At 71.6% G+C, this 20830-nt stretch carries 29 protein-coding genes; 4 read left to right on the forward strand and 25 right to left on the reverse strand.

Annotated elements, in window-relative coordinates; all coding sequences use genetic code 11:
• Positions 1-191 precede the first annotated feature (191 nt).
• The 14 genes from OG556_RS18360 to OG556_RS18425 all read right to left on the reverse strand — a co-directional run bounded on the left by OG556_RS18360 (position 192) and on the right by OG556_RS18425 (position 10373).
• Positions 192-716: a hypothetical protein gene (locus OG556_RS18360; protein ID WP_371517987.1), complete on the reverse strand. Its 525-nt coding sequence runs from the start codon at positions 714-716 to the stop codon at positions 192-194.
• Positions 662-1156 (reverse strand): phage tail tube protein, encoded by a 495-nt coding sequence (locus tag OG556_RS18365; protein WP_371517988.1) that lies wholly within the window; start codon positions 1154-1156, stop codon positions 662-664. Before OG556_RS18365 ends, OG556_RS18360 begins: the two co-directional genes overlap by 55 nt.
• A 9-nt stretch (positions 1157-1165) precedes the next feature.
• Entirely contained in the window at positions 1166-1585 is a 420-nt protein-coding gene (locus tag OG556_RS18370) for a minor capsid protein (RefSeq protein ID WP_371517989.1), read from the reverse strand.
• Positions 1578-1934 (reverse strand): hypothetical protein, encoded by a 357-nt coding sequence (locus OG556_RS18375; RefSeq protein ID WP_371517990.1) that lies wholly within the window; start codon positions 1932-1934, stop codon positions 1578-1580. Before OG556_RS18375 ends, OG556_RS18370 begins: the two co-directional genes overlap by 8 nt.
• The gene (locus OG556_RS18380; RefSeq protein ID WP_371517991.1) at positions 1931-2254 is read right to left on the reverse strand and encodes a hypothetical protein; all 324 of its coding nucleotides are present in this window, start codon (positions 2252-2254) and stop codon (positions 1931-1933) included. Before OG556_RS18380 ends, OG556_RS18375 begins: the two co-directional genes overlap by 4 nt.
• Positions 2248-2637, reverse strand: a complete 390-nt coding sequence (locus tag OG556_RS18385) for a hypothetical protein (protein WP_371517992.1) — start codon at positions 2635-2637, stop codon at positions 2248-2250. The genes OG556_RS18380 and OG556_RS18385 overlap by 7 nt, the downstream gene beginning before the upstream one ends.
• Positions 2638-2680: 43 nt before the next feature.
• Positions 2681-2878 (reverse strand): hypothetical protein, encoded by a 198-nt coding sequence (locus tag OG556_RS18390; RefSeq protein WP_371517993.1) that lies wholly within the window; start codon positions 2876-2878, stop codon positions 2681-2683.
• Complete coding sequence (locus OG556_RS18395; RefSeq protein WP_371517994.1) at positions 2878-3888, reverse strand: major capsid protein; 1011 nt, start codon at positions 3886-3888, stop codon at positions 2878-2880. Before OG556_RS18395 ends, OG556_RS18390 begins: the two co-directional genes overlap by 1 nt.
• 15 nt (positions 3889-3903) lie before the next feature.
• On the reverse strand, positions 3904-4626 hold the full coding sequence (locus tag OG556_RS18400; protein WP_371517995.1) for a hypothetical protein: 723 nt from the start codon (positions 4624-4626) through the stop codon (positions 3904-3906).
• Positions 4627-4713: 87 nt separating this feature from the next.
• Complete coding sequence (locus OG556_RS18405) at positions 4714-4854, reverse strand: Rmf/CrpP fold protein (protein ID WP_371522749.1); 141 nt, start codon at positions 4852-4854, stop codon at positions 4714-4716.
• Between the two features lie 32 nt (positions 4855-4886).
• Positions 4887-7115 (reverse strand): phage minor capsid protein, encoded by a 2229-nt coding sequence (locus OG556_RS18410; RefSeq protein ID WP_371517996.1) that lies wholly within the window; start codon positions 7113-7115, stop codon positions 4887-4889.
• A 20-nt stretch (positions 7116-7135) separates the two neighbouring features.
• On the reverse strand, positions 7136-8605 hold the full coding sequence (locus OG556_RS18415; RefSeq protein WP_371517997.1) for a phage capsid protein: 1470 nt from the start codon (positions 8603-8605) through the stop codon (positions 7136-7138).
• On the reverse strand, positions 8592-9854 hold the full coding sequence (locus tag OG556_RS18420; RefSeq protein ID WP_371517998.1) for a PBSX family phage terminase large subunit: 1263 nt from the start codon (positions 9852-9854) through the stop codon (positions 8592-8594). Before OG556_RS18420 ends, OG556_RS18415 begins: the two co-directional genes overlap by 14 nt.
• A 3-nt stretch (positions 9855-9857) precedes the next feature.
• Positions 9858-10373 (reverse strand): hypothetical protein, encoded by a 516-nt coding sequence (locus OG556_RS18425; RefSeq protein WP_371517999.1) that lies wholly within the window; start codon positions 10371-10373, stop codon positions 9858-9860.
• Between the two features lie 372 nt (positions 10374-10745).
• On the opposite strand from OG556_RS18425, the gene OG556_RS18430 reads away from it, so the two are divergent.
• Complete coding sequence (locus OG556_RS18430; RefSeq protein ID WP_371518000.1) at positions 10746-10907, forward strand: hypothetical protein; 162 nt, start codon at positions 10746-10748, stop codon at positions 10905-10907.
• 114 nt (positions 10908-11021) lie between these two features.
• Here OG556_RS18430 and OG556_RS18435 read toward each other — a convergent pair whose 3' ends face one another.
• From OG556_RS18435 to OG556_RS18485, 11 genes are all read right to left on the reverse strand, one after another.
• The gene (locus OG556_RS18435; protein ID WP_371518001.1) at positions 11022-11594 is read right to left on the reverse strand and encodes a hypothetical protein; all 573 of its coding nucleotides are present in this window, start codon (positions 11592-11594) and stop codon (positions 11022-11024) included.
• 162 nt (positions 11595-11756) lie between these two features.
• Positions 11757-11972: a hypothetical protein gene (locus OG556_RS18440; protein WP_371518002.1), complete on the reverse strand. Its 216-nt coding sequence runs from the start codon at positions 11970-11972 to the stop codon at positions 11757-11759.
• Between the two features lie 112 nt (positions 11973-12084).
• Positions 12085-13332, reverse strand: coding sequence for a hypothetical protein (locus OG556_RS18445; protein ID WP_371518003.1), 1248 nt, complete (start codon positions 13330-13332; stop codon positions 12085-12087).
• Positions 13333-13494: 162 nt separating this feature from the next.
• Positions 13495-14283, reverse strand: a complete 789-nt coding sequence (locus tag OG556_RS18450) for a hypothetical protein (RefSeq protein ID WP_371518004.1) — start codon at positions 14281-14283, stop codon at positions 13495-13497.
• 133 nt (positions 14284-14416) lie between these two features.
• Positions 14417-14893 (reverse strand): hypothetical protein, encoded by a 477-nt coding sequence (locus OG556_RS18455; RefSeq protein ID WP_371518005.1) that lies wholly within the window; start codon positions 14891-14893, stop codon positions 14417-14419.
• Entirely contained in the window at positions 14890-15105 is a 216-nt protein-coding gene (locus OG556_RS18460; RefSeq protein WP_371518007.1) for a hypothetical protein, read from the reverse strand. The genes OG556_RS18455 and OG556_RS18460 overlap by 4 nt, the downstream gene beginning before the upstream one ends.
• A gap of 77 nt (positions 15106-15182) precedes the next feature.
• Positions 15183-15608: a hypothetical protein gene (locus OG556_RS18465; protein WP_371518008.1), complete on the reverse strand. Its 426-nt coding sequence runs from the start codon at positions 15606-15608 to the stop codon at positions 15183-15185.
• A complete protein-coding gene (locus OG556_RS18470) occupies positions 15605-16279 on the reverse strand; it encodes a hypothetical protein (RefSeq protein ID WP_371518009.1) in 675 nt (224 codons plus the stop codon). Before OG556_RS18470 ends, OG556_RS18465 begins: the two co-directional genes overlap by 4 nt.
• A complete protein-coding gene (locus OG556_RS18475; RefSeq protein ID WP_371518010.1) occupies positions 16276-17100 on the reverse strand; it encodes a helix-turn-helix domain-containing protein in 825 nt (274 codons plus the stop codon). The genes OG556_RS18470 and OG556_RS18475 overlap by 4 nt, the downstream gene beginning before the upstream one ends.
• Positions 17101-17248: 148 nt before the next feature.
• A complete protein-coding gene (locus OG556_RS18480; RefSeq protein ID WP_371518011.1) occupies positions 17249-17431 on the reverse strand; it encodes a hypothetical protein in 183 nt (60 codons plus the stop codon).
• A gap of 413 nt (positions 17432-17844) precedes the next feature.
• Positions 17845-18054: a helix-turn-helix transcriptional regulator gene (locus OG556_RS18485; protein ID WP_159398477.1), complete on the reverse strand. Its 210-nt coding sequence runs from the start codon at positions 18052-18054 to the stop codon at positions 17845-17847.
• 243 nt (positions 18055-18297) lie between these two features.
• On the opposite strand from OG556_RS18485, the gene OG556_RS18490 reads away from it, so the two are divergent.
• From OG556_RS18490 to OG556_RS18500, 3 genes are read left to right on the forward strand one after another with little or no spacing between them, the layout of a single operon-like run.
• Positions 18298-18747, forward strand: coding sequence for a helix-turn-helix domain-containing protein (locus tag OG556_RS18490; RefSeq protein WP_371518012.1), 450 nt, complete (start codon positions 18298-18300; stop codon positions 18745-18747).
• A 37-nt stretch (positions 18748-18784) separates the two neighbouring features.
• A complete protein-coding gene (locus tag OG556_RS18495; RefSeq protein ID WP_371518013.1) occupies positions 18785-19180 on the forward strand; it encodes a hypothetical protein in 396 nt (131 codons plus the stop codon).
• Positions 19177-20787 carry a recombinase family protein gene (locus OG556_RS18500; protein WP_371518014.1) on the forward strand — a complete coding sequence of 537 codons (1611 nt, stop codon included), beginning with the start codon at positions 19177-19179 and terminating at the stop codon, positions 20785-20787. The genes OG556_RS18495 and OG556_RS18500 overlap by 4 nt, the downstream gene beginning before the upstream one ends.
• Positions 20788-20830 lie beyond the last annotated feature (43 nt).

Below are 20830 nucleotides of genomic sequence, written 5' to 3' on the forward strand. Positions count from 1 at the left end.
CCCGGTGATAGCCGCGATCTCTGAAGGCGACGAGATGGCGCGCGGGGTACGGGCCCACAGCTCACGGAACCGCGAGCGTTCGTCGAGGCCTCCGAGCAGGACGACGAACCGCCGCTCAGACAACGCGGCGACGTCGGCCGCGCTCAGACCGTAGGTGCGGGCGAGGTCGGCCTCGACCGCCGCCCAGTGGGTCAGGACCGCCGACCAGAGCCCGCCCGCCGCGCCCGCGGCGTCGCCTTCGCCCGGCGCTGCGCCCGGTTCGGGGCCGGCGCCCCCGGGGCTTTTCCCCCGGCCTGCTCGTCGTGCAGCTCGGCCGCCCGCGCCATCGACACCGATCCGGGGCTGCGGACGTTGGCTGCGGCGTAGATGAGCAGGATGCCGAGCTGGCGGTCGGTCATGCCCCGCTCTGCCCAGTGGTCGAGGGCGTCGACGCCGACCAGGGCGCGAAGCATGGTCCGGACGTCGGCGGGGTCGTTCGAGTGCTGCAGGCGGTCGAGCTGCAGGGAGAAGATCAGCGGCAGGGACTCGGGCAGGGTGTAAGTGCGGCCGTAGAGGCGAAACGTTTCTGCGCGACTGCGGGACTGCTCGGCGAAGAACGCATCGAAGTCCGCGAACCCGTCGCCGTGGTCCTGGTGGTCGAGGTCGAGCTGCTCGTCGTCGATCACGAGCCACCCCCGGCCGGCGGGGTCACGACCGAGCTGGTCGGCTTCCCGCACCGGGTGATCGTCGCGGACCACGACGTCTTCTCGGTGGTTCCGCCGCCCTGCTCGCCGGGGGTCACCGTGGCGTCCCAGACCACCCACGATGTCTGGCTGCGGTGTCGCCAGCGCACGAGGTTGTGGGAGTCGACGCCGAGCCGGTAGGTCCACACGTCGTCGATGTAGGCCTGCCCCGGGTCGCGCTTGCCGGTCTTGTCGGCGGCGTACTTCGACTCGACCGAGAGGGACGCGCCACGCTGCATGACGTCCTGGGAGAAGAACCCTTCGTCGTCAAACGACGTGATGTCCTCCGTTTCCTCGCTCTCGCCGGGGTTGTGGCTGAACGACGTCAGGAGTCCTACGCGCAGCCAAGTTTCGGTGCTGGTGCTCACATCCTGGACTTCGAAGATCCAGCCGCGGGCATCAATCGGGCGTACGGGGGTGGTGGGGGCCGGCATGGTCACCTCCTAGGTAGGGCGGTCGGTGGTCGCCTCGATGTCGAGACGGAAGTTCACGGCGTGTTCGTGCCGGCCGCCGGCGTCGACGCCGAGCGGGTAAGGGGTCTGCTGCGCGATGCACAGCACGAGCCACAGTTCGCCGGGCAGGTCGATACCGGCGAGCCCGTGAAGCGCCGCGTAGAGCGCTTCGGCACGGGCTCGGGAGACGCGAGGGTCGGCGGTGCCCCGCACGCGCACCTGCAGCGACCGCTCGTCCCAAGCGTTGAGCGGGTCGGGGACGCCCGCGCCGTACAGGCTGAGCTGCACCGCGCGATCGGGCGCCGGGGGCATCAGCTCGATGAAGGTGTCGCCCCGGGTACCGGTGGGGTCGTAGGTGAGCAGGCCGGCGGCCTGCAGATAGCGGGCGAGGGAGTCGAGGAGATCAGCCACCAAGCGCCCGCCGGACCGCGGCCGCGATGATCTGCTCGACCGCCGCGGCCTGCTCGGCGGCGGGGCGCTCCAGGTACTTGGCGCTGCGGCCGGCGTCGTGTCGGGCGTTGAGATCCTCGTGCACCCTGGTCGCGTAAGGGGTGTCGTAGGAGACTCCGGCGACGAGCTGCTGCTCGTCGACGCTGGCGACGCCGGAGCGGGCGAGTGTGCCCTCTTCGATCGGCACGACTTCGCGGGAGGCCTGCAGCACGTGCTCGGCGGCGGCGAGAAGGCCGCGCGCGGCCGCGGCCCGCTCGGCGCGTAGGACGGCCGTGCCGGTCCACTCAACTCGACTGCGGGGCCGACTCATTCGCACATCACCTCCTGATGGGCGGGTACGGGCAGGCCCGGGGCGTCGATGGTTGAGACCGTGATCGGGACAGTGGTGCGGCCGGTGGGCAGGGTGATTCGGGAACCGGCCGGCACGGTCGTGTCGAGGTCGAGCAGGACCTGCGCCGGGCTGACGACCTGTCGGCCGTCCGGCGCCCGGACGAGCCGCACGGACTCGGACACCAGGGCCGGCACGTCGACGACTGGCGGCCCGAACGCCGGTCCGTATGCCGACTCCCCGAGGTACGGCTCGATCGTGATCCGGTGGCGCAGCAGCCACTCGGGAACGCGGGTCACCATGAGTGCACCCCGTGCCCGGTCAGTCCTGCGCGCTGCAGGATGCGGCGGGCCCGGGGTCCGAGGTCGAGCGCGCCGGCCGGGGCCGGGCTGCTCGCTGAGAGGCTGATCGAGCCGGCGCTCACGGACGACCAGCGGGCCGCGGCGCCGGTGCCGTCCTCGCCCGCGGCGAGCTGGTACTCGACCTGAGCGCACGCGGCATCGGCGAGCGTGGCCGCGTGCGCGGGGGCGGTGGGGGCGCCGGTGGAGTCGACGGGGTAGCAGGCGGTGAGCAGCGCGGCGTCGACGTCGTCGGACGCCCGGGCGAGGAGTCGTTCGGCATCCGTGGGCGCGGGCCGACCGAGCCATGCGGCGAGCTGCTCGGGGGTGGCGTAGCTGCGTGCCACGACGTGCACCACCCCCCATCGGCGACGCGGCGGTGCGCGTCCCCTACTTGGCGCGGGCGCGCCTGGTCGTGGTGGTGGCCGCCTCGACGGCCGGGGCGTCGAGCTGCTCGACCTTGTAGCCGTGGCGCCGGAAGTACAGCCGGGCACCTGCGGACAGCTCATCGGTGGTGGCCCGGCCGTCGGTGAAGTCGACCCCGGCGACCGGGCCGTCGTCCCCGTACGGGGAGGTGATCGTGTACATCACTGCACCTTGACGTTGCGCAGCACCGCCGCCGCCCGGGTGGCCTTGAGCACGGTGGCCACCGGCCCGAGCTCCACCTCGCCCACCTTCACCGCGCCGGCCCGATCGAAGTCGGGCAGCCACTGCCGGACCAGCTTTCCGCTGGTGGTGGTCACGCCGTGGAAACCGTCGATTCCGAGTCGGAGGGCGTAGATGTCGGACAGGCCGGTGATCTGCCCGCCGGGGCCGGCGCCGTCGACGTCGCGCGACTCGATGGGGATGACGGGGTTGTTGCTGCCTGCGACCGCGCCCAGATCGACGAACGGAATCCCGTTGTAGGACTCGACGGTCTGCCCGAAGCTGTTTTCGGTGCGGCTGTAGTAGCCGGCCCGGCGGGCGAGGGAGCGCACGCGTGCGATGGTCTTCTTGTTGCCCAGCAGCGCCGACGGGACGCCGTCGAGCAGTCCGAGGAACTCGTCGAGGATGTCGAGCGCGTTGTGCACCTTGGCCGTGTCGGCGCCCAGAGTGGTGCCGGTCCAGTCGAGGGAGCCACCGGCGCCCATCTCGGTCACGGAGCCGGCGAGCGCCTTGTCGAGGCCGTCGAATCCTGCCTCAGCGCCCGGGGTCGTGACCCGCTTGCCGGTGATCACCTGCTCGGAGAAGAAGGCGTTCGCCGCCTTGATGGTCTGCAGCATCTGAAAGTTGACCTCTGCAGATGCGGCCGGGCCGAGCTCGGCGATCGTGCGGTCGATCTCGAACGCGCCGCCGAGCGGGGACAGGTCGACGCTGTAGCGCTGGCGCTTGGCCTGGCCCTTGGCGTACTCGGTGTTCAGCGGGCGGAAGGCGGCGGAACGCTCGGTGACCAGCCGGGTGTAGCCGTAGCTGAGGGTCGCGCCGCCGCCGGCCGGGTTGACGGCGGGGTCCCAGATCATGTTGTCGAGCAGCCAACTCGACTTGGCGAACTCGTCGATCACCTGTAGGTCGATGGCGTCCTGTGTGTTGATCTTGGCGTCAGCCAGCGTGATTGCCATGGGGCAGGGCCCTCCTTACTTGGCGAGCCGCGCCGAGATCGCTTCGAGCAGCGACGCGGGTTCGGTACGGGTGGTGGGGGCGCCGCGGAACTCGCCGCCGGACCGGGCGGGCGGAGCGCCGGCAGCGCGGTAGAGGTCGGGGTCGGCTTCGACCGTGGCCGTGATGGCGGCCTTGAGCTGCTCGGCGAACTGGGGCCCGGCCGGGTCGAGTTTGGCAACGGCGGCCGCGAACGAGCGGGAGTTGAGCAGGCGGTCGGGGCGTGCGCCGGCCGCCTCGGCGGCCTGGTGGGCGGCGAGCTCGACCCGCGCGGTACGGAGCTGCGCGCCAAGGTCGGCGAGCTGCCGGTCACGGTCGGCCACCTGCGCGGCGAGCTGAGCCGGATCGGACTCCGCCCCGGCGCCGGAGTCGGGGTTGATCGCCTTGTTGATCGCGTCGAGGGCGGCCTGCAACTGGTCGCGCTGCTCGGCCGCCTCGGTTGCCTGGCGCTGCGCGTCGGCGAACTGCTCGGCGGTCGGGCCAGCCGGGGCTGGCGGCGCAACCGGGGCCGGTGCGGCGGGCGGGTCGGTGGGGCCCGGGGTGGGCGGGGTGGTCGGGTCACCGGTCGGTGCGCCCGTACCGGTGCCGGGGTCCGGGTCGCCGGAACCTCCGAGGATCGGCCAGATCGGGCGGCCGTCGCGCCGCAGGCCGACGGCCTGCAGCCCGGTGCGGGAGTGGATGGGAAGTGCGGTGATGCTCAAGGGAGTTGGTCCCTCCGGGCCGTGGGCGGAAATGGGAAAGGCCCGTCCCCCGAGGCGGGGCACGGACCGTGGCGGGGGCGGGCCGCGCTATGGCGGCGGGGTGATCGGTCGGGCGGCGGCGTAGCCGCGCACCCACGCCGCGCGCAGGATGGACTCGCGTGGGTGGGGACAAACGGTGACCGACTGTCCGGCGCGGGCCGCGGCGCGGCCGGCTTCGACGGCGCGCACGACGTCGGAGCGGAACCCCAACTCGCCACCTCCTAGAACCGGTTGCGAACGTCGGCGCCGGTCTTGCGGGCGGTGTCGGCCGCGGCCGAACGAACCCCGGTGAGTTGCTCGGTGTACTCGGCGAGCGTGGTCCGTGGGCTCACCTCAGCCCAGTAGCGCTTGAGTTCCTCAGACGCCCGGGCGTACGCGACGTGCGACGGCCCAGAGAACAGGCTCATGGGGCCGATGCCGTCGAGCTGCGCGCGCTTGGTCAGCAGGTATCCGCGACACCAGTCCTCTGCGTCGAGCCACTGGGCATAGACGTACTCGTCGTACATCTGCCGGACTTGCCGGGCGCTGAACGCGGACCGGCGCCCGGACTCGGCCCACTCCCGTTCAGCGAGCCACCGCTCAGCCGCCGGAAGGCGGTCCCAGGGGTGTTCGTCGGGTGCCTGGTCGACCCACGACCAGTCGTCCATCCGGGAGCCCGGCCGCAGAGCGTCGTCGAGGGCGGCCCGGTCGGCGAGCTGCGCCTCGACACCGCGGCCGGCGGTGGCCGGCGGCGGGTCGACGGGGTATCGGCGGTCGAGCTCGGCGGCGATGCGCGCGGCCCCGTCGGGGTCGGTGTAGCGCAGCGCCCACCCGAGACGGTCGTCGGCGACCTGCGAGAGGTCCGCCAGCAGCCGGCCGCCGGGCAGCAACTCGGCGAGTAGCTGCCGGCGGTCCGCCTCGGCGGCGAGCGCGGCGAGCTCGTCACCGGAGGCGTGCCGGGCCCGTTCGGCGAGTTGCCGCTCGGACATGGCGATCAGGTCGCGGCGGGCACCGGGCAGGGCGGCGTCGATGTCGCGCCGGTCCAGCTCGGCCGCCACCCGTAGCACGTCGGAGTCGCCGAGCATGGGCAGGGCGCGGGCGAGCTCGTCGTCGCTGAACTCGACCAGGTCGGCCATCCGGCCGCCGGGCCGCACGCGGTCGAGCAGCGCCTGCTCGTCCCGCCGGCCTGCCTCGGCCTCGATCTTGGCGCGGTCGCGCTTGTCGAGGGAGCCGTGCCGCAGGGCGGCGCCGAGCTGCTCGTCGCTCATCTCGGCCGGCGTCCGGTGGTCGCCCGCCCGGATCTTCGCGGCCTCGACCGCATCCGGCGGCACCGGCCGGCGCGGCCCGGGCAGGTTCCCCGCCCCGGGCTGCTCCCGATAGCGGAGCCGCTTCAACTCCGGGTTGGCCGCGAGGTGGTCGCGCATCCGGCCCTGCCAGTCACGCACCCGCTGCTCGGCAACCTGCCGCGCCTCGGGCGTCGCGGCGGCGGCCGCGCGCTTCTTGTACTTGCGGATCTGGCGCTCGATCGCGCGCTGCTTCTGGCCGGCCTCGTACCCGGTGCCGTCGGACGGCTCGGGCACCTCGGCCGCGGTGACACCTGGGGTGAAGGCAGACAGGGAGTGGCGACAGTTGGGGTGTTGGAGGCCGGCGCGCCTTGCCTGCTCAACGCTTCCGGCCACCCGAACCCGTACGGTGCGGGCGTCGTCGAGGGCGTGCGCGGTCTCGATCTCGCGCGTCCCGTCCGGGCCGTCGAGGGACAAGATCCGGCCTTCCCACTTGCGGCAGAGCGGGCACTCGCGTGGTGTGGTGGAGACGCGAACGAGGTCGACGCCGGCGGCGCGCAACCGGTCGGCCTGGCCCTCGACGGCAGCCCGGCCGACCGCGGTGCGCACGGCCATCTCGGCGTAGCTGGTCATCTGCCACGACCGGCCGGCCTTGTCGACGAAGGAGCGCAGGCCGCGATCGGCGAACCTCTCCATGGCCCTCTGTGTCGCCTGGCGGCGGGTGTCGATGCCGAGCAGCGGGGTTGCGGCGACTTCGGAGACGACCTGTCGGTATCCGTCCTCGACGCCGCGCAGGATGCCGCGGTGCGTGGCGGTGACGAGCTCGATTGTCTCCATGGCGAGCCGGTCGACGGCGCGGCCGGCCGGCGTCGATTCCGCGATGCGCGCGGCGTCGACGTCGCCCAGGGCGCCGAGCTCGGCCAGCCCCGTCCGGGCGCCCCGGTTCCAGGCTTCGGCGACGACGTCGTGTACCTCGGTCGACATGGCGGTGCCGAGCGCGTCGACGACGCCCTGCGCCGCCCTCCGGAGCGGCTGTACGTCGGCGAGTTTGGCGACGGCCCACCCGGGGGCTTCGAGGCCGTCGGCGATCTGCCGGGCCACGATGCCGAGCAGTCGCTGCTCGGCATCGGCGTACAGGTCCCGCACACGGTCGGCGAGATCCTCGGCCATCCACGGGGAGACCGGCACACGATCACCCCCTCGGGCCCCTACGCGGTGAAGTTCGGCACCGGGTCGGGCACGGCCTGCCCGGTCTCGGCGTGGATGCGGGTCACTTCGGCGGCGACCGCCTCGGCGTCCCACTCCGGATTCGCCATGCGGACTTTGGTCTCCGTGGAGATGGCTTGCGCTTGTGCGAGCAGGGCGAGGGTCTGCGCGGCGGACTGCGGGTCCCTGGCGACCGCAGGCCCGAACGCGACGTGCGGCCGCTCCGGGGTGAGCCGGGACCATCCGAGCGCGCGGTCGAGCTGCAGCATCGCCTCGACGATGTCCGCCAGCGCCGGCCCTGCATACCTGGTCTTGGCCTTGCGGGTCACCATGGAATCGCGGTCCCGGGCCTCGATCTCCGTCGCGGTGGCGGCTGGCCCGCCACCGTCGAGCCCGAACGTGCTCGGGCTGTATCCGGCGGCCTCGATGATCTGCCGCACCACCGCGTCAGACGTCGACTTGTGCTCGGCGACCCTGATTGCGAACTGCGCCAGCGTGATGCCGGCGCCGGCTTCGGTCGGCGGGATGTCGAGCGCCTGCCAGACTTCGCGGTCCTCGTCGAAGGTGGCGCCGCGGCCGGGGCCGCGGTCGCGCAGGTAGGCCGCGGGGACAATCAGCCGGCCCCGGGCGAGCCGGATGTCGCGCATCCAGCTCGACCACGTCTCGTCGAGCGCGTCGCACAGATCCCGCCCGGGCCCTTGCAGGTCGGAGCGGCCGAGCGGCGAACCGCGGTGGGATCGGTTGGGGCCGATGTTGGGCCAGTACGCCGCGGTCAGCTGAGGGATACCGGTCTCGATCGCGCCGGACGGGCCGAGCGAGTCGACAACCGCGGCGGTCGTCGGGTGCTCGGTCAGCGGCACCGGGCGGCCGATGTTGTCGGGGGTGCCCTCGTAGAGGGCGTGCTCGATCCGGCCGCGCTCGTGCCGCTCCAACCGGCGCAGCACCGTCGCCCCGGTGCGGGCGAGCTCCTCCCAGCACGTGACGGCGGTCAGGTAGCCGTGGCGGAACTCCGGCAGGGCGGCGTCGGCGTGCACGGTGGTGAGGAGCGGGCGGGGGCCGAGTTCGGCGTCCCACGCGGCGACCAGGTAGACCCCGCCGAGCGCGGCGGAGACCTCTGCGGCTTCGAGTAGCACGCGCTCGGCGTGCTCGCCGAGCAGCTCGTCGAGGCGGGCCTGCAGTGCGGTGTCGCCCACGGTCAGCCTTGGGGGTTCGCTGAACAGCAGGCCGGCGGAGCGGCGGGCGACGTCGGCCGGCATGGGGATGTGCAGCCGGTGCTCGCGCCGGCCCGGGTCCGGGGTACGGTCGCGCCCCCACAGTCGGCGTCGGCCGTCCTGCCGGTGGCTCTGTCCCTGGTAGACGGCGGCGAGCCGGCGCGGGTCACCGGAGTACCACGCGTCATCGACGGCCATTTCGGCGAGCTCCGGCGCCCAACGGCGCGGCGGCCATGGGCTGTTGGCGTCAGGCAGGGGCATCCGTGCTCACCTCCTGCAGTAGATCGGGGACCAGGTGGCGCCACTCGGCGAGGGTGGAGTGCGTGACGTACCGAAGCGCGTCGACCGAGTGATCGTCGCGCTTGATCGGGCGGTCTTCGCCGACGGCGGCCGCGGCCGGGTCCCAGGCGTACGCGGGGAGCTCGCCGAGCAGGCCGTCGCACGAGCGGTGGACTCGCAGCAGGCCGGGGGCGAGTGCGGTCGACACGGTCCGGATGCCGTCCACGACTTCGTTCCGGGCGCGGGCGACGCCTGGGTGCCCGTCCTCCCAGAGTTGGGCAAGGAAGGAAGCGGCCGACGGGTCGACGAACGTCCACTCGGGGTCGACACCGAGGCCGGACAGCCAGCCGCGTAGGGCCGCGCTGTACTGGGCATCGGTCATCTGTCGGCGCCGGGCCCGGGAGTCGTAGCGCCACTCTGCGCACGCGTACAACTGGCCGTCGACGCCGAGCCCCAACAGGATGGCGGCGAACGGGTTTGTGGTGCCGTAGTCGATCCCCAGCCACGACCGGGTGATCGTGGGTAGCTCGTCGACGACGTGCTGCTGCTCGTCCCAACAGTCATAGATCGTGCCTTCAGCCACTACCCATGCGCCGTCGATCATCCGTCGGCGCCACAGGCCGGTGTACTCGGCGTGCAACGACCGGACGTAGGCCGGCGACAAGCTCGGGTTGTCGCGCAACCCGAAGTGCCAGGCGCGCAAGTCCAGTTGGCCGGCGCGGTCGAGGTATCCGGCCTTGAGCCAGTGCCGCGGCGAGTCCGGGTTGGTGGTGGCCAACACCCGTGCTCCGTCGACGGACAAGCGGGCGAGCAGCTGAACCCAAAAGGCCTCGGGGAGCAGCGTGGCCTCGTCGACGTACGCCAAGTACGCCGTGAGGCCGCGCAGTCGGCCCTCGGCCCGGGCGTCCGCGGCGCCGATCAGGTGGACGGTGCGCCCGAGGATGACAGCGGTGGTGGCGCCGCGGGTGTGCCGAACCTGCCCCGCGGCGACCGGCCCGAACAGCGCCGGATCGCAGAGCGGTTCCAGCACGTTGCGCTCGATCGTCGGCAAGCTGCGCCCGCAGATCAGGATCAGCCCGGACGGCGGCGCCTCGGCGACGGCCAGCAGGAACGCGAGCAGCGAGGCCACGGTCTTGCCGGAGCGCACCGCGCCGTGCCACACGTTGATGCGGGCCGTGGCCTGTGCGACCGACCGAAGTTGCTTGCGGGACAGGGGAAGGGAGGCGAGCACGGCTCACCCCCCGTCGACGGCCCCCTCGTCCTCGTCGGCGAAGGCAGCCCGCAGGCCCTTCGCCAAGTCGGTAAGCATGGACCGCACCTCGTGCCCGGACGTGCCGGCATCAATCTCAGCCAACCGCGCCGCAGACGTCAGATAGCCGCCGATGGCCTGGCTGTGGTGGCGCTCGTCCTGCGCCGGCGGGTCCTCGGACACCACCTCGACCGTGTCACCGGTCGGCAGCAGCTCAACGCGGGTGTAGATGTCAGCCTCGACCCGGTCGAGGTTCGCCGCGGCCCGCCGGTACAACCGGGCCGTCAAGTCCCGCCGCAGCGCCGCGAGGTCTTCCTGCCGCGCGGCGGTAGCCGCAGCCGTCCGGGCGCCGCCGGTGAACGCGAGACCCTCGTCGGCCGCGATCTTCGACACGGTCGAGCTGCTGCGTCCGATCGCGCGGGCGATGAAGTTCCGGGACTTCCCGGCGGCGTGCAGGCGGCGGACCTTGGCCCGATCCGTATCACTGATCAACTCGCGCATGGTCACCTCCCAGGAGGCTGCGGTTCGTCGAGCGGGCCGGTTGCAAAGCGTTATTCGTTCAATCACAGGCCGTAGGGGCTGTTGGCCCGTGTATGTAACATCAACAATGAAAGTTGTCTATAGCTATCAAGGACTTTTATCGAATCTGCCTGTGAATCGAAAATCGCAACACTTGCTCGGCGGTCAGTTCAAGGGGGGTCGGCGGAACGATCTTGGAACCAGTGAAAGGCACCCACTTTGGGTGCCTGAACCCCCGACGGGCGCTGCCAGACTGGGTGTGGAGCGGCGCCGCCCAATACTCATCGCGAGGAAGGGCGCTCTGTGGAAAAAGTTGATAGGCGGTGGCATGACGTGCCGCCGGGGGGTGGGTGGGTGCCCTCTGACGTGATCGAGCTTGCGCGCTCGGCCATGTCGGCAGGCGTGATGGTCGTGATCCTCTTCAAGCACCCGCAGCTCGACGCGGCGGCGATGGCGCTGCTCGGTACGGGCTTCGCTGCGATTGCGGTTCCGGTCCGGCGCGGCGGGCGGCGGTAGGGACGGCGACGGCCCGTCACCAGGGGGAGGGTGGCGGGCCGTGGACCGTGGCGCTTCCGGGCACGCCGGAAGCGCCTCCAACTCTAGGTCACGAACACATAACGGCGCAAGGGGTTAGGCCCGGGCACGTTCGGCGGTCGCGACGGCGTCCGCGTCCCGTCCGGGGCGCTTGATCCAGACCAGGACCCGCGCGGCGGCGACCTTGGCGTCGGTGGTGTAGTCGGCGAGCACCTCGTCGAGGGTGGTCTGCGCGAACTGCTCGGCGGTTCGGTGCACGTCGTCGTCGACGAGCTCGACGAGCTCGACCTCGTCGCAGTCCGAGCTGTCCCATCCGGCCGGTGTCTGCAGATCGACGCGGGAGACGATCAGCACGTGGCTGTCGAGTACAGCCTGCACCTGCGACTCGGTGAGGGTGAGCTCGGCCGCGATCGTCTCGGCTGACAACCGGCCGTCGAGGTAGGCCTCGAACACCAGCGGGACGAGCCAGGCGTCGACCGGCAGGCCGGCGGCCACTTCCTGCCGCGCGCGCCGCAGTACGGCGAGCGCCTCCGCAGTGTCGTGCTCGGCGGACAGTGCGCCGATCTTCTCGGCGAGCATGCGCGCGCTGGCCTGCTGCTCGTGCAGGGTCTGCGGCTGGTCGCCTGCGGGCCGTTTGGTGTAGGTCGCGGTGGTGGGCTTCGCGGTCATGGTGGGCGCCTCCTGTGTGTGCGGTGGGTGCGGGCGCCGGGCCCTACCGCCGTAGGGTAGGTGGCGCCCCTGACAGGTGCTCTCTGTCGGGGTGCGCGCGGTCCCTCGCGGGGCCGCGGGGCCGGTCGGCGTTGTAGCGGCGCCGGCCGGCCGTCTCGTCACTCAATCGCTTTGTTCGGCCTTGTGCTTGCGGACGAGCTGATGCACTCGGCCCTCGGTGTAGAGGAGATCGCGTGCGATCTCGACCGCCGACCGGCCGCCGGCTTTGGCCTCGACCACGATTCGCGCGAGCTGCTGGTCGAGCTGCTGCGCCTCGCGCCGGATGCGCACGGCGTCGTCGTAGGTGAGCTGGGGCTCGTCCTGCTGCTGCTCGGGCATCGGTGTCCTTCCGCGGGGCCGGCCGAGCGGCTGCTCGACCGGCCGTTGTGCTGTCACTGCCTACTCTCGTCGATTCGCCGGCGCACCGTGACGCCGGCGGCCGGCCGCAGTCCTATCCGAGGTGGTTCTCGCCGGTGAAGTCGCAGAAGTTGCACCCGCGGCCGGAGCACTCGCGGCACCGTGGCGCCGGCTCGCTCTCCTCCGGCACCTCGACGGGCGCGTGCTCGTAGAGGCGCCACGCCTTCACGACGGGCCCGGTGCCGGCCTCGATGAGCCAGTCGGCCGCCCGCATGCGGTCGGCGATGATCTCCAACTGCACCCGCCACGGGCCGCCACGCTCATCCGCGTACTGGCCATCGACGAGCCAGTAAAGGGCGACGAGCCCCTCGCCGCGCGGCTCGACCATGACGCCGGTTGCATGCAGGTTGGTCTCGACGTCGTCGCCCTGCAGCGCGGCCAGTCGCAGCGTCCGGCGCTTGCCGTGATCGGTGAGGACGTCGAGAGCGGCCCGCACGTCCGGGTGGTCCGCGTGCTTGGGCAGGCTCCCGCGCGCCTCCCCGCGGTGCGCCACGACTGTGCCCTCGACGGGCGCCTGCTGCGCCTCGTCCTTCGGGCCGTACTTCGCCCGCTCCGCGGCGCGCCGCGCGGCGGACTCCGCCTCGAACACGGCGCGCGCGGCGTCCGCCTCGGCCTTGATCCGGTCGAGATCCTCCCGCGAGAAGCCCATCCGCACCCGGACGCGCATCGGGCCGTCGGGCAGGTCCTCGACGGGCGTCTGCTCGGCCGCGGCGGGCACGGGCTGCTCAGTCAGCGGGATGCGCTCGCCGGACGGGCTGACGGCCCACGCGTGCCGGTACAGGGCACTGGCGGCGCGCACCTCGTCGAGGGTGCCGGCGGCGCGGGTCGAGTGCAGGGTGCAGGCGCCGCGGTCGCAGACGTTGAGCGTCTCGTCGCAGACCTGCAAGGTGTACCGGCCGGCAGGCTTCGGATCGAGCAGACCAGCGACCGCCTGCTCGAACGCGTTGACGGCCACCGAGATGGTGCCCTGCTGCTGCGCCGTGCGGCGGCGGTGCTGGGGGACGGTCAGGTCAGGGATCGGCTCGAAGGTGGTGGCGGCCGACGTGACGGTCTGCTCGTCGAGCGGGTCGGCCCACCGGGAGAGGTACACGCGCCAGCATCCTCCGCACGGCTTGAGTCCGATGCACTCGTCGCCGGACACGTACCGCGTGACCGGCTTGCCACACAGGGTCTCGTCGTTCCTGGTCGACATGTGCTCGGCGCGACCGCGGCCGACAACGGCCGACCACAGTTCGGGGGCCTGCGCCTTCTCGGTGGGCTGGTGGGGGGTCTTGGTGGTCATGGGGTGCTCTCCCTGCTTGTGGTGGGGTGCCGGGTAGCGGCCGGCCCTGCAATCGCTGCAGTAATGAGTACTGTAATCATTACAGTCCATGCGTGCAAGAGAGGAACCAAAAACGGGCCCGGGCAACAGCCCGGGCCCGCTGGCGGGGGTGCGCCCCCGGGGTCACGCGGCCCGGCCGGCGGCCGGCCGGTCGAGGGCGACGAGCAGTTCGACGAGCTCGGCGCCGACCCACGTGCGCCGGCCGTGGCGGTCCGGCGCGGCCGGGGCGGTGCAAGCCGGCCCGGTGGAGCAGGTGATGCTCGGGGCGGTCTGCGGGTCGGTGTGCAGGGTGAGCTCGCCGGAGCACCACGGGCACGGCCGACCCTCGATCACGCTCTCGCGCCGGTCGAGTTCCAGCGCGCCGAGCACGAGCCGCTCAGCCTGCCCAGCAACCCGTATCGCCTCGTGCGCGAGGTGTTCGGGCAGCAGTGCGAACAGGGCCGGACCGCGGGTGAGTGCGCCGGCGCGCTGCTCCGCCTCGGTGTCCTCGTCGAGCAGTCGGCCCTCGATGAACATCGCGGCCCAGTGCAGGCCGTGCTGACGGCTCCCGGGGTCCGTCGCGCTCGCGTACAACCAGCGGCGGGGGTCGGCGGCGTCCGCCTGGTCGACGGCCCACGCGACCGGCCGGCCCGGGTGGGAGATTGGCCGGCGTTCGACCGGCCGCTGTACCGCGGCGGCGAGGATGTCGGCGGCGTCGAAGAGGAGCCGTTCGACGCGCACCGCGGCGTCGAGGGCGGACAGGTTGGCGGGGGCCGGGTGTTCCCGGAGGGTGAGCGGGACGCGGTCGGCGACGAGCAGCTCGACGTCGTCCGCGGCCTGCTGCGCAAGGTGGGTCGAGAGCTGGGCGGGCGGCCACGTGGGGGCCGGCGGGGTTTCGATGGCGACGAGCAGCGCACCCCACTGTGTGCGCACGGTGCGCAACTGCTCGACCGCTCGACGGACACGGGTGGACGGGTGCACGGTTGCTCTCCCAATCAGGCTGTACAGGTGGTGAGTTGGTGGGTCCGGGCGCCCCTCTGTGTGGAACGGGGGCGCCCGGACCGGTCTAGGGGGCCGGTCGATCGGCCGGCGCGGTCGGGACGTTGGCCGCGCCCACGGCGGGGGCCGTCGGCTGTAGGCCGGCCGCGGCGAGCTCGACCCGCGCCCGGCCACGGGCCAACGCCCACCCGTCGAGCAGCTCGGCGGCGAGCAGGCGCTCGTACTCGACCGCCTCGACGCCCTGCTGCGTTCCGGCGTCGAGGCGGGCCCGCACGTGGGCGAGCTCGACCTCGACGAGCCGGCCGCGCTGCGCCCGGGGCAGTGCCCGCTGCAGGGCCCGCAGCCGCTGGTGTGCGGTCCGTCGCAGCCGCGCATGCCGGGTACTCCACTGCGCGCACCACTGCCGGTAGCGGGCGAGCTCGACGATCCCCTCGCGCAGCAGCGCGGCCTCGTCGGGCAGCAGGGCGCCACGCTCGGCCTGCTCGACCAGGTGCAGCAGCAGCTCGACGTCGTCCGGCCGCCGATCGGCCGCGGCCGCGCTCACGGGATGTCCCGCGGATCGACCAGGTAGGCGACGACGAGCTGCTGCCCGACGGCGTCGAGGGTGAGCTCGGCATCGACCGCGGGCCGACCGGCGGCACGCAGCTCGGCGCGCACGGTGTCGAGCAACTCGGCGACGACGGGCAGGGACACGGGGACGGACACCGCGCGTACGGCGCGGGTCTCGTGCACGAGGAAGCGGGAGGGCAGGGACACGGGCTGTGACCTTTCGGAAGGGAGGGCGCGGACACCCGCGCGCATGGGAGGCGCATCGACCGGTCGCGACGGCGGAATCATCGAATTCCCCTACGCCGAGAGACAGTTCGGGCCCGCGGACTACCTCCGTCGCGCGGGATCGGAGGCTGAACCATCACGGCCTCGACGATCGCAAGCTCGACGGCCCGCCGCTCGTCTCGACGCTGCCGGGCGCGCTGCTCGACCGCGGCCCGGCGGGCGGCATGCTCGACGGCCCGCTGCTCCCGCAGCAGGGCAGGACCGTCGAGCCGGTCGACCACGCGCCACCGGCCGTAGCCGAGGCTCTCCTCACAGATCACGACAGCGCCGGCCGCGGCGAGCTCGCGCGCCACCCGCCGGACCTGGCGGCGGTCAGACGACTCGAACAGAGCCGGCCGATCGCGGCCCGGCCACGTGGCAGTGAGCCGGTAGGCAGACCCGGGGATCGGGTTGCGCGGGGCGTTGCGGCGGTGACGGGACTTCACGCGGCACTCTCCTGTCGACGAACGGCGGCCTTGTCGGTGCGGGTCGGGTGGACGGTTCGGCGCCGGGCCCAGGTGCCGGCCTGCGCGCCGGGTGCGAGGGTGCGCCGTCGACACGGCTCACCAACCGGCGCGTGGCACCAGTCGCACGACACCGCGAGCGCATCCGGCCTGCCGGCCGCGGCGGCGGCCTCCCGCGCCGCCCGCACCGGCCGGAACTCGGCGAGCTGCTCTGCAGCCGCCGCCGGAAGCGCCCGCCCGATCCGGACGGCCACCGAGGCGGCCGGCCCGCCGGAAAGCTCCCGCGAGCTACGCGGCTCGACCCGCCCGGCGGCGACGGCCTGGCGCTGCGCACGGATCGCGGCCCGGTACGCCTGGTCGTCGTCCGGATCGACCAGGGGACGGGGGTCGGTGTGACGGGCGAGCAGGGCCCGACGGTGCGCGGCCCACGGCCGGGCCACGTCCGCGGCGATGATCGGCCACGGCGACGACGCGACGTGCCGCCGCACCGCGGCCGCGGCGTCCCACCCGTCGACCGCAACCGCCGGCACGTCCTGCAGCAGCTCACACCACCGCCGAAGCTGCGCCCCGGCTTCGTCCTGGTCGGTGTTGGCGGTGCGGGGATCGAGCTCGCCCGCGTACGCGAGCAGCGCCGCCACCTCGTCCGGGCTCATCGGGCACCCCCGCGGGCCTGCAGATCGGCGAGCGCAGCCTGCAACAACGCGGCGTTCCGGTCGGCCGCTTGTGGGGCGCGGGAGGCGTCCCCGGCGACGGTCCGCAACGGCGGCCGGCCGGTCGGACGTTCCCGGCTGATCCACTGCTGCCAGTCAGCGCGCCATTGGCCCGCGGTCCGGGCCGGCGCAGTCGCCCGGTGGGCGTGCCACTTCGCGGTTGCGTGGTCGAGGCCGTCGGGCCCGAGGCGCTGCAGGTGGCCGGAGACAGCGGCCCACCCGATCAGCTCGTCGTCCGGGGTCCAGTCGGAAGGCAGAGAGATCGCAGCAGCGCCATCCACGGCGGCAGAGCCCACGCGCTCGCGCGCGCCCCTCTGCTTCCTTCCCGTTCCACTCTCGTTCTTCTGGTTCTGGGGTGCAGAATCTGCCACCCCACCCCCGCAGGAACTGCAACCCTCCCCGGAAGAACCTGCGCCCCCGAGGGTGCAGTTTTCGCACCCCCCGTTCGCCGGGGCTGCAGAATCTGCACCCCCCTCGACGGCGGCGCCGGGCACCCACCCGACCGCGTCCGGGAGGCGGTAGACACGGGCGCCGTAGGGCCCGCGCCGGCCCTCGACGAGCTCAAGCTCGCCCAGCCGGATGGTGGCCTTGATCGCGTCGCTCACCGCGCGTTCCGAGGCGTTGGTGCGGGCGGCCAGAGCGCGGGTCGAACCGAACGCGACGCAGGACTCGCCGACGCGCTCGGCCAGAGCGAGCAGGACCAGGCGGGCCGTGCCTCGGGTCGTGGACTTCTCCCACACCCATTCACGGGCTGAGTGACTCAACTCTCCTACTCCTCTTGTGTGTTGGATGTGGAAGGCGGTTCGGGGTGGCCGGCGACGGCGGAGGGGGAGTGGGCGGCGCACCGCGGGCCGCACGGGTAGGGGCGGGCCGGCCGTCCACAGGGGCCTGGGCCAGCGCCACAGAACAGGCTCACGAGAGTGCGTCGAGTTGCCCAGGCATCGGGTCGACGACGTCCTCGACGGGCGGTCTCGGCGGGCGCCGGCGGCGCACCGGCGGCAGGGAAGTAGTTGGGTAGGGGTGCACGGTGCCGTCGAGGGCGAGCTGCACCGGCCGGTCGACCCGGTCCTCGACGAGCGGCCGCCGGCCGCTCACGAGCCGGCCCTCGACAGCGCGGCGCCGGCCTTGCGCCGGCCGATGCCCGCGATCAGGTCGAGGTACCACCGCGGCTCACCCGCGGCCCGCGCTGCCCGCCAAATCCCCCGTACCTGCTCGGCATCCGGCGCGCCACCGGCAGCGGCCAACCACCACCGACCAGACAGCCCGATCCTTTGCTCAGAGTGGATCATCGGGCCCTCACGCAGCGAGTCGCGTTGACTGTGCCGAACTACGGGGGCTGCTTGCGTGCAAGCGGCGCAGGATCAGCTCGACCTCGTCGGCGGAACGGTCGGACGTGGCTGCAGCCTGCGCGGCGTCGCGGATCGGCATCGAATCGCGACGAGCTCGGGCGGCGTCGAGAACGAGTCGTGCGGCGGCGTACGCCTGGGCTTGGGTGATCGAGGTCCCGGTCACGCCGCTTCACCGCCGAGCAGGTCGGCGGCGGTGAGCCCGTACGCAAGCTCGATCCGCGCGAGGGTCGAGGCGCTCGGCGCGGTCTTGCCGGTGCGCAGACGCCACGCAGTGACCCGGGCAACCTTCAGCCGGTCAGCGATGTCTGAGTCGGTGTGATCGCCTGCAGCTTGTGCCGCCGCGACGAGCTGCTCGTGCTGGTACACCATGACGAACCCCCCATCTTTCACCCACGGCAGATCATCTGCCGCGGGTGAAAGTTAACAAGGATCTTGCTGCCATGGAAGGAAGTTTCAGCCGTGTCGTGACGCGCCGCACATAATCAGATGCATGTTCGAGCACAGGGTCTAAGCTGCAGGGATGGATCGCATGCCCGTCCACCTGCAAGTTTTCATGAGTGAAAACACGCCATGGACTCGCCACCTACCTGCCGAGCGCGGTAGATTTCACGCATGCAGCAACGCACCCCCGCCACCCCCGGGGCGGAAGACCTGTTCCCTCAGTGGCTAGATAGCCGCCTGCGCGAGCTCGGATACGACCTAGGCGCCCGGGGCGGCGGCCGCACCAGATTCGCGGCTGACGCAGGCATCTCCGCCTCATCCGTCACCCGACTACTGGCCGGCCGCGGAACACCCGACGCGCCGCTGCTCGCCAAGATCGCGCCCGTACTCGGCGTGGAGCTAAGCACCCTGCTGATCAAGGCCGGAGTCGTCACGGCCGACGAAGTCAGCAGGGCGGCTACCCCGCAACCCGAGGGCCGACCGATCACACCGCAAGAGGCAGCCGCACAACTGGGCATCGAGAGCGAGACCGCAGTCGCGCTGTTCGTCTCGATGGTCGAGACCATGCAGGACCAAGAGGCCATGCGCCGCGATCAGGAGGTGCGCCGCATGGAGCCGTAGGGGAGGAAGCAGCACGTTGAACGAGGGGGGAAGGCGCGTGTTCGAGCGCCAGCAGTGGACGATCGGCACCGTGGCGGTTCTCGCAGCCGAGACGGTCGGAGTGCTCACCGTGGCGGTGGCAATGTGCCTGTCGGGCGACGACCGCGATATCGCATGGGTCGGGCTCGCCATGATGCTGGCAGCCCTGCCCGCCGCAATCGCCATGCAGCAGAAGCGCGCCGCCGAACTGCGCCAGGACGAGCGTGCAGAGATCCACAGCGCCGGCTACCGCCTGGCGCTTCGACACGTGGCCGAAGGTCTCCTGACACCCCCTCAGCCATCTGATCCCCGGCCGGGCTCGCAAGAGTCCGCCGACAACGTCGTGTACCTGCCGCGGGTCACCGACGCACCACCGGCCCGCGGCACCCAACAGGGAGGGAGGGCGGCACAGTGACGCCGCTCGTCGCCGCAGACACCTTTATCGAGAGCGACCTCGAACCGTACATCGGGTACATCCGGGTTTCGACCTGGAAAGAAGAGAAGATCAGCCCCGAAATCCAGCAGGCCGCGATCCTGGAGTGGGCCAGCCGGAACCGTAAGCGCATCGTCCGGTGGATCACTGACCTCGACATGACCGGCCGAAACTTTAAGCGCAAGATCATGCAAGGCATCGAGGCCATCGAACGTGCAGAGGCCAAGGGCATTGCAGTCTGGAAGTTCAGTCGCTTCGGGCGCTCCCGCGACGGTGTCGCCGTCAATCTCAAGCGAGTTGAGAATACGGGTGGAGAACTCGTCTCCGCCACCGAACCCATTGACGCCCGTACCGCGATCGGACGTCTCTACCGGGGAATCATCTTCGAGTTCTCGGCATACGAGAGCGACCGCGCCGGCGAACAGTGGACCGAAACCCATGACCTCCGACGTTCCATGGGGCTCCCGGCGACCGGGCGGGAACGATTCGGGTACACATGGCACCGGCGCTATGACCCGAAGACTGAGAGGGTTCAACAGGAGTTCTACGAGCCGAAGTTGGACATCGGCCCTACCGTCGTCGACCTGTACCTCATGTACGTTGCCGGCTCGAAGGGCTTCGCGAAGCTGTGCGGGTGGCTCAACGCGCAGGGCTTCCGCACGACCCGAGGCGGCCTATGGTCGACCCCGACCCTCACCCGGTACATGGACTCGGGGTTCGCTGCCGGCCTGCTGCGCGTACACAGCCGTGACTGTACGTGCAACGGGAGCAAAACGAACGGGAGTTGCCCCAACTATCAGTTCGTCGAAGGGGCACACGAGGAGCTCATAGGGCCCGATATCTGGCAGCAGTACGTCGAGCGGCGCAAGCTCATCAAGGACACGGCACCACGCTCCCGACAGGGCGGCTACATGCTCACCGGCACGATGAACTGTGGTGGATGCCGCCGCAGTGCGGGTGTCAACGCTGCCCAGCGGAAGGGGAAGAACATTCGCGGATACGCCTACCGGTGCGGAACCCGCGCCCAGCAGGGACAGCTCGCATGTGCGGGTTGCTACATCCTCCGTTCAGAAGTGGAAGGAGAGGTGACTACATTCCTTCGCCAGCACGCAGATGGAATTGACGAGTCGCCATCTGTAAAAGTAAGGCAGGCAAGGGATTTTGAAGCGGCTCAGAAGCGAACCTCCCTTGCCCGGAAGGAACTTGAGAAGCAGCACAAGCGGCTTACGGCTGCTCTCACCAACCTTGCCGTAGACAAGAGTCTGAACCCCGAGAACTACGAGGATGACGTCTACGAGAAGGCAAAGGCCAAGCTGACCGACGAACGCGCGAGGATCACTAAGCAGCTCGAAGCGACGACCGTTGAAGCAGCCCAACCCACCTTCACAGAGCTCCGCCCCGTAGTCGTAGGCCTCATGGCCGAGTGGGAAACCCTGCTCGTCTCGGAGCGTAACGCGATCATCCGGAAGTTGATCAGGCGTGTTGCGCTGACCAAGAATGAATCCGGAGAAGTTGTTGTCGAGATCCACCCGTTGTGGATGCCGGACCCGTGGGCGTCGAAGACGGCGGGACACGAGCTCGCGGCCTAGGACGAAGAGAAACAGGTCTCACCTCGGCCGGGCCTGCTGACAG

Source organism: Kitasatospora sp. NBC_01300, from assembly GCF_041435235.1.
In the GTDB taxonomy this organism is placed as follows: domain Bacteria; phylum Actinomycetota; class Actinomycetes; order Streptomycetales; family Streptomycetaceae; genus Kitasatospora.

What these genes read in the sequence shown, in the direction of transcription:
- OG556_RS18365 (WP_371517988.1), bottom strand. Translation starts at nt 1,156, where the DNA reads ATGCCGGCCCCCACCACCCCCGTACGCCCGATTGATGCCCGCGGCTGG.
- OG556_RS18375 (WP_371517990.1), bottom strand. Translation starts at nt 1,934, where the DNA reads ATGAGTCGGCCCCGCAGTCGAGTTGAGTGGACCGGCACGGCCGTCCTA.
- OG556_RS18380 (WP_371517991.1), bottom strand. Translation starts at nt 2,254, where the DNA reads ATGGTGACCCGCGTTCCCGAGTGGCTGCTGCGCCACCGGATCACGATC.
- OG556_RS18390 (WP_371517993.1), bottom strand. Translation starts at nt 2,878, where the DNA reads ATGTACACGATCACCTCCCCGTACGGGGACGACGGCCCGGTCGCCGGG.
- OG556_RS18395 (WP_371517994.1), bottom strand. Translation starts at nt 3,888, where the DNA reads ATGGCAATCACGCTGGCTGACGCCAAGATCAACACACAGGACGCCATC.
- OG556_RS18415 (WP_371517997.1), bottom strand. Translation starts at nt 8,605, where the DNA reads ATGCCCCTGCCTGACGCCAACAGCCCATGGCCGCCGCGCCGTTGGGCG.
- OG556_RS18425 (WP_371517999.1), bottom strand. Translation starts at nt 10,373, where the DNA reads ATGCGCGAGTTGATCAGTGATACGGATCGGGCCAAGGTCCGCCGCCTG.
- OG556_RS18435 (WP_371518001.1), bottom strand. Translation starts at nt 11,594, where the DNA reads ATGACCGCGAAGCCCACCACCGCGACCTACACCAAACGGCCCGCAGGC.
- OG556_RS18440 (WP_371518002.1), bottom strand. Translation starts at nt 11,972, where the DNA reads ATGCCCGAGCAGCAGCAGGACGAGCCCCAGCTCACCTACGACGACGCC.
- OG556_RS18445 (WP_371518003.1), bottom strand. Translation starts at nt 13,332, where the DNA reads ATGACCACCAAGACCCCCCACCAGCCCACCGAGAAGGCGCAGGCCCCC.
- OG556_RS18470 (WP_371518009.1), bottom strand. Translation starts at nt 16,279, where the DNA reads ATGAGCCCGGACGAGGTGGCGGCGCTGCTCGCGTACGCGGGCGAGCTC.
- OG556_RS18485 (WP_159398477.1), bottom strand. Translation starts at nt 18,054, where the DNA reads ATGGTGTACCAGCACGAGCAGCTCGTCGCGGCGGCACAAGCTGCAGGC.
- OG556_RS18490 (WP_371518012.1), top strand. Translation starts at nt 18,298, where the DNA reads ATGCAGCAACGCACCCCCGCCACCCCCGGGGCGGAAGACCTGTTCCCT.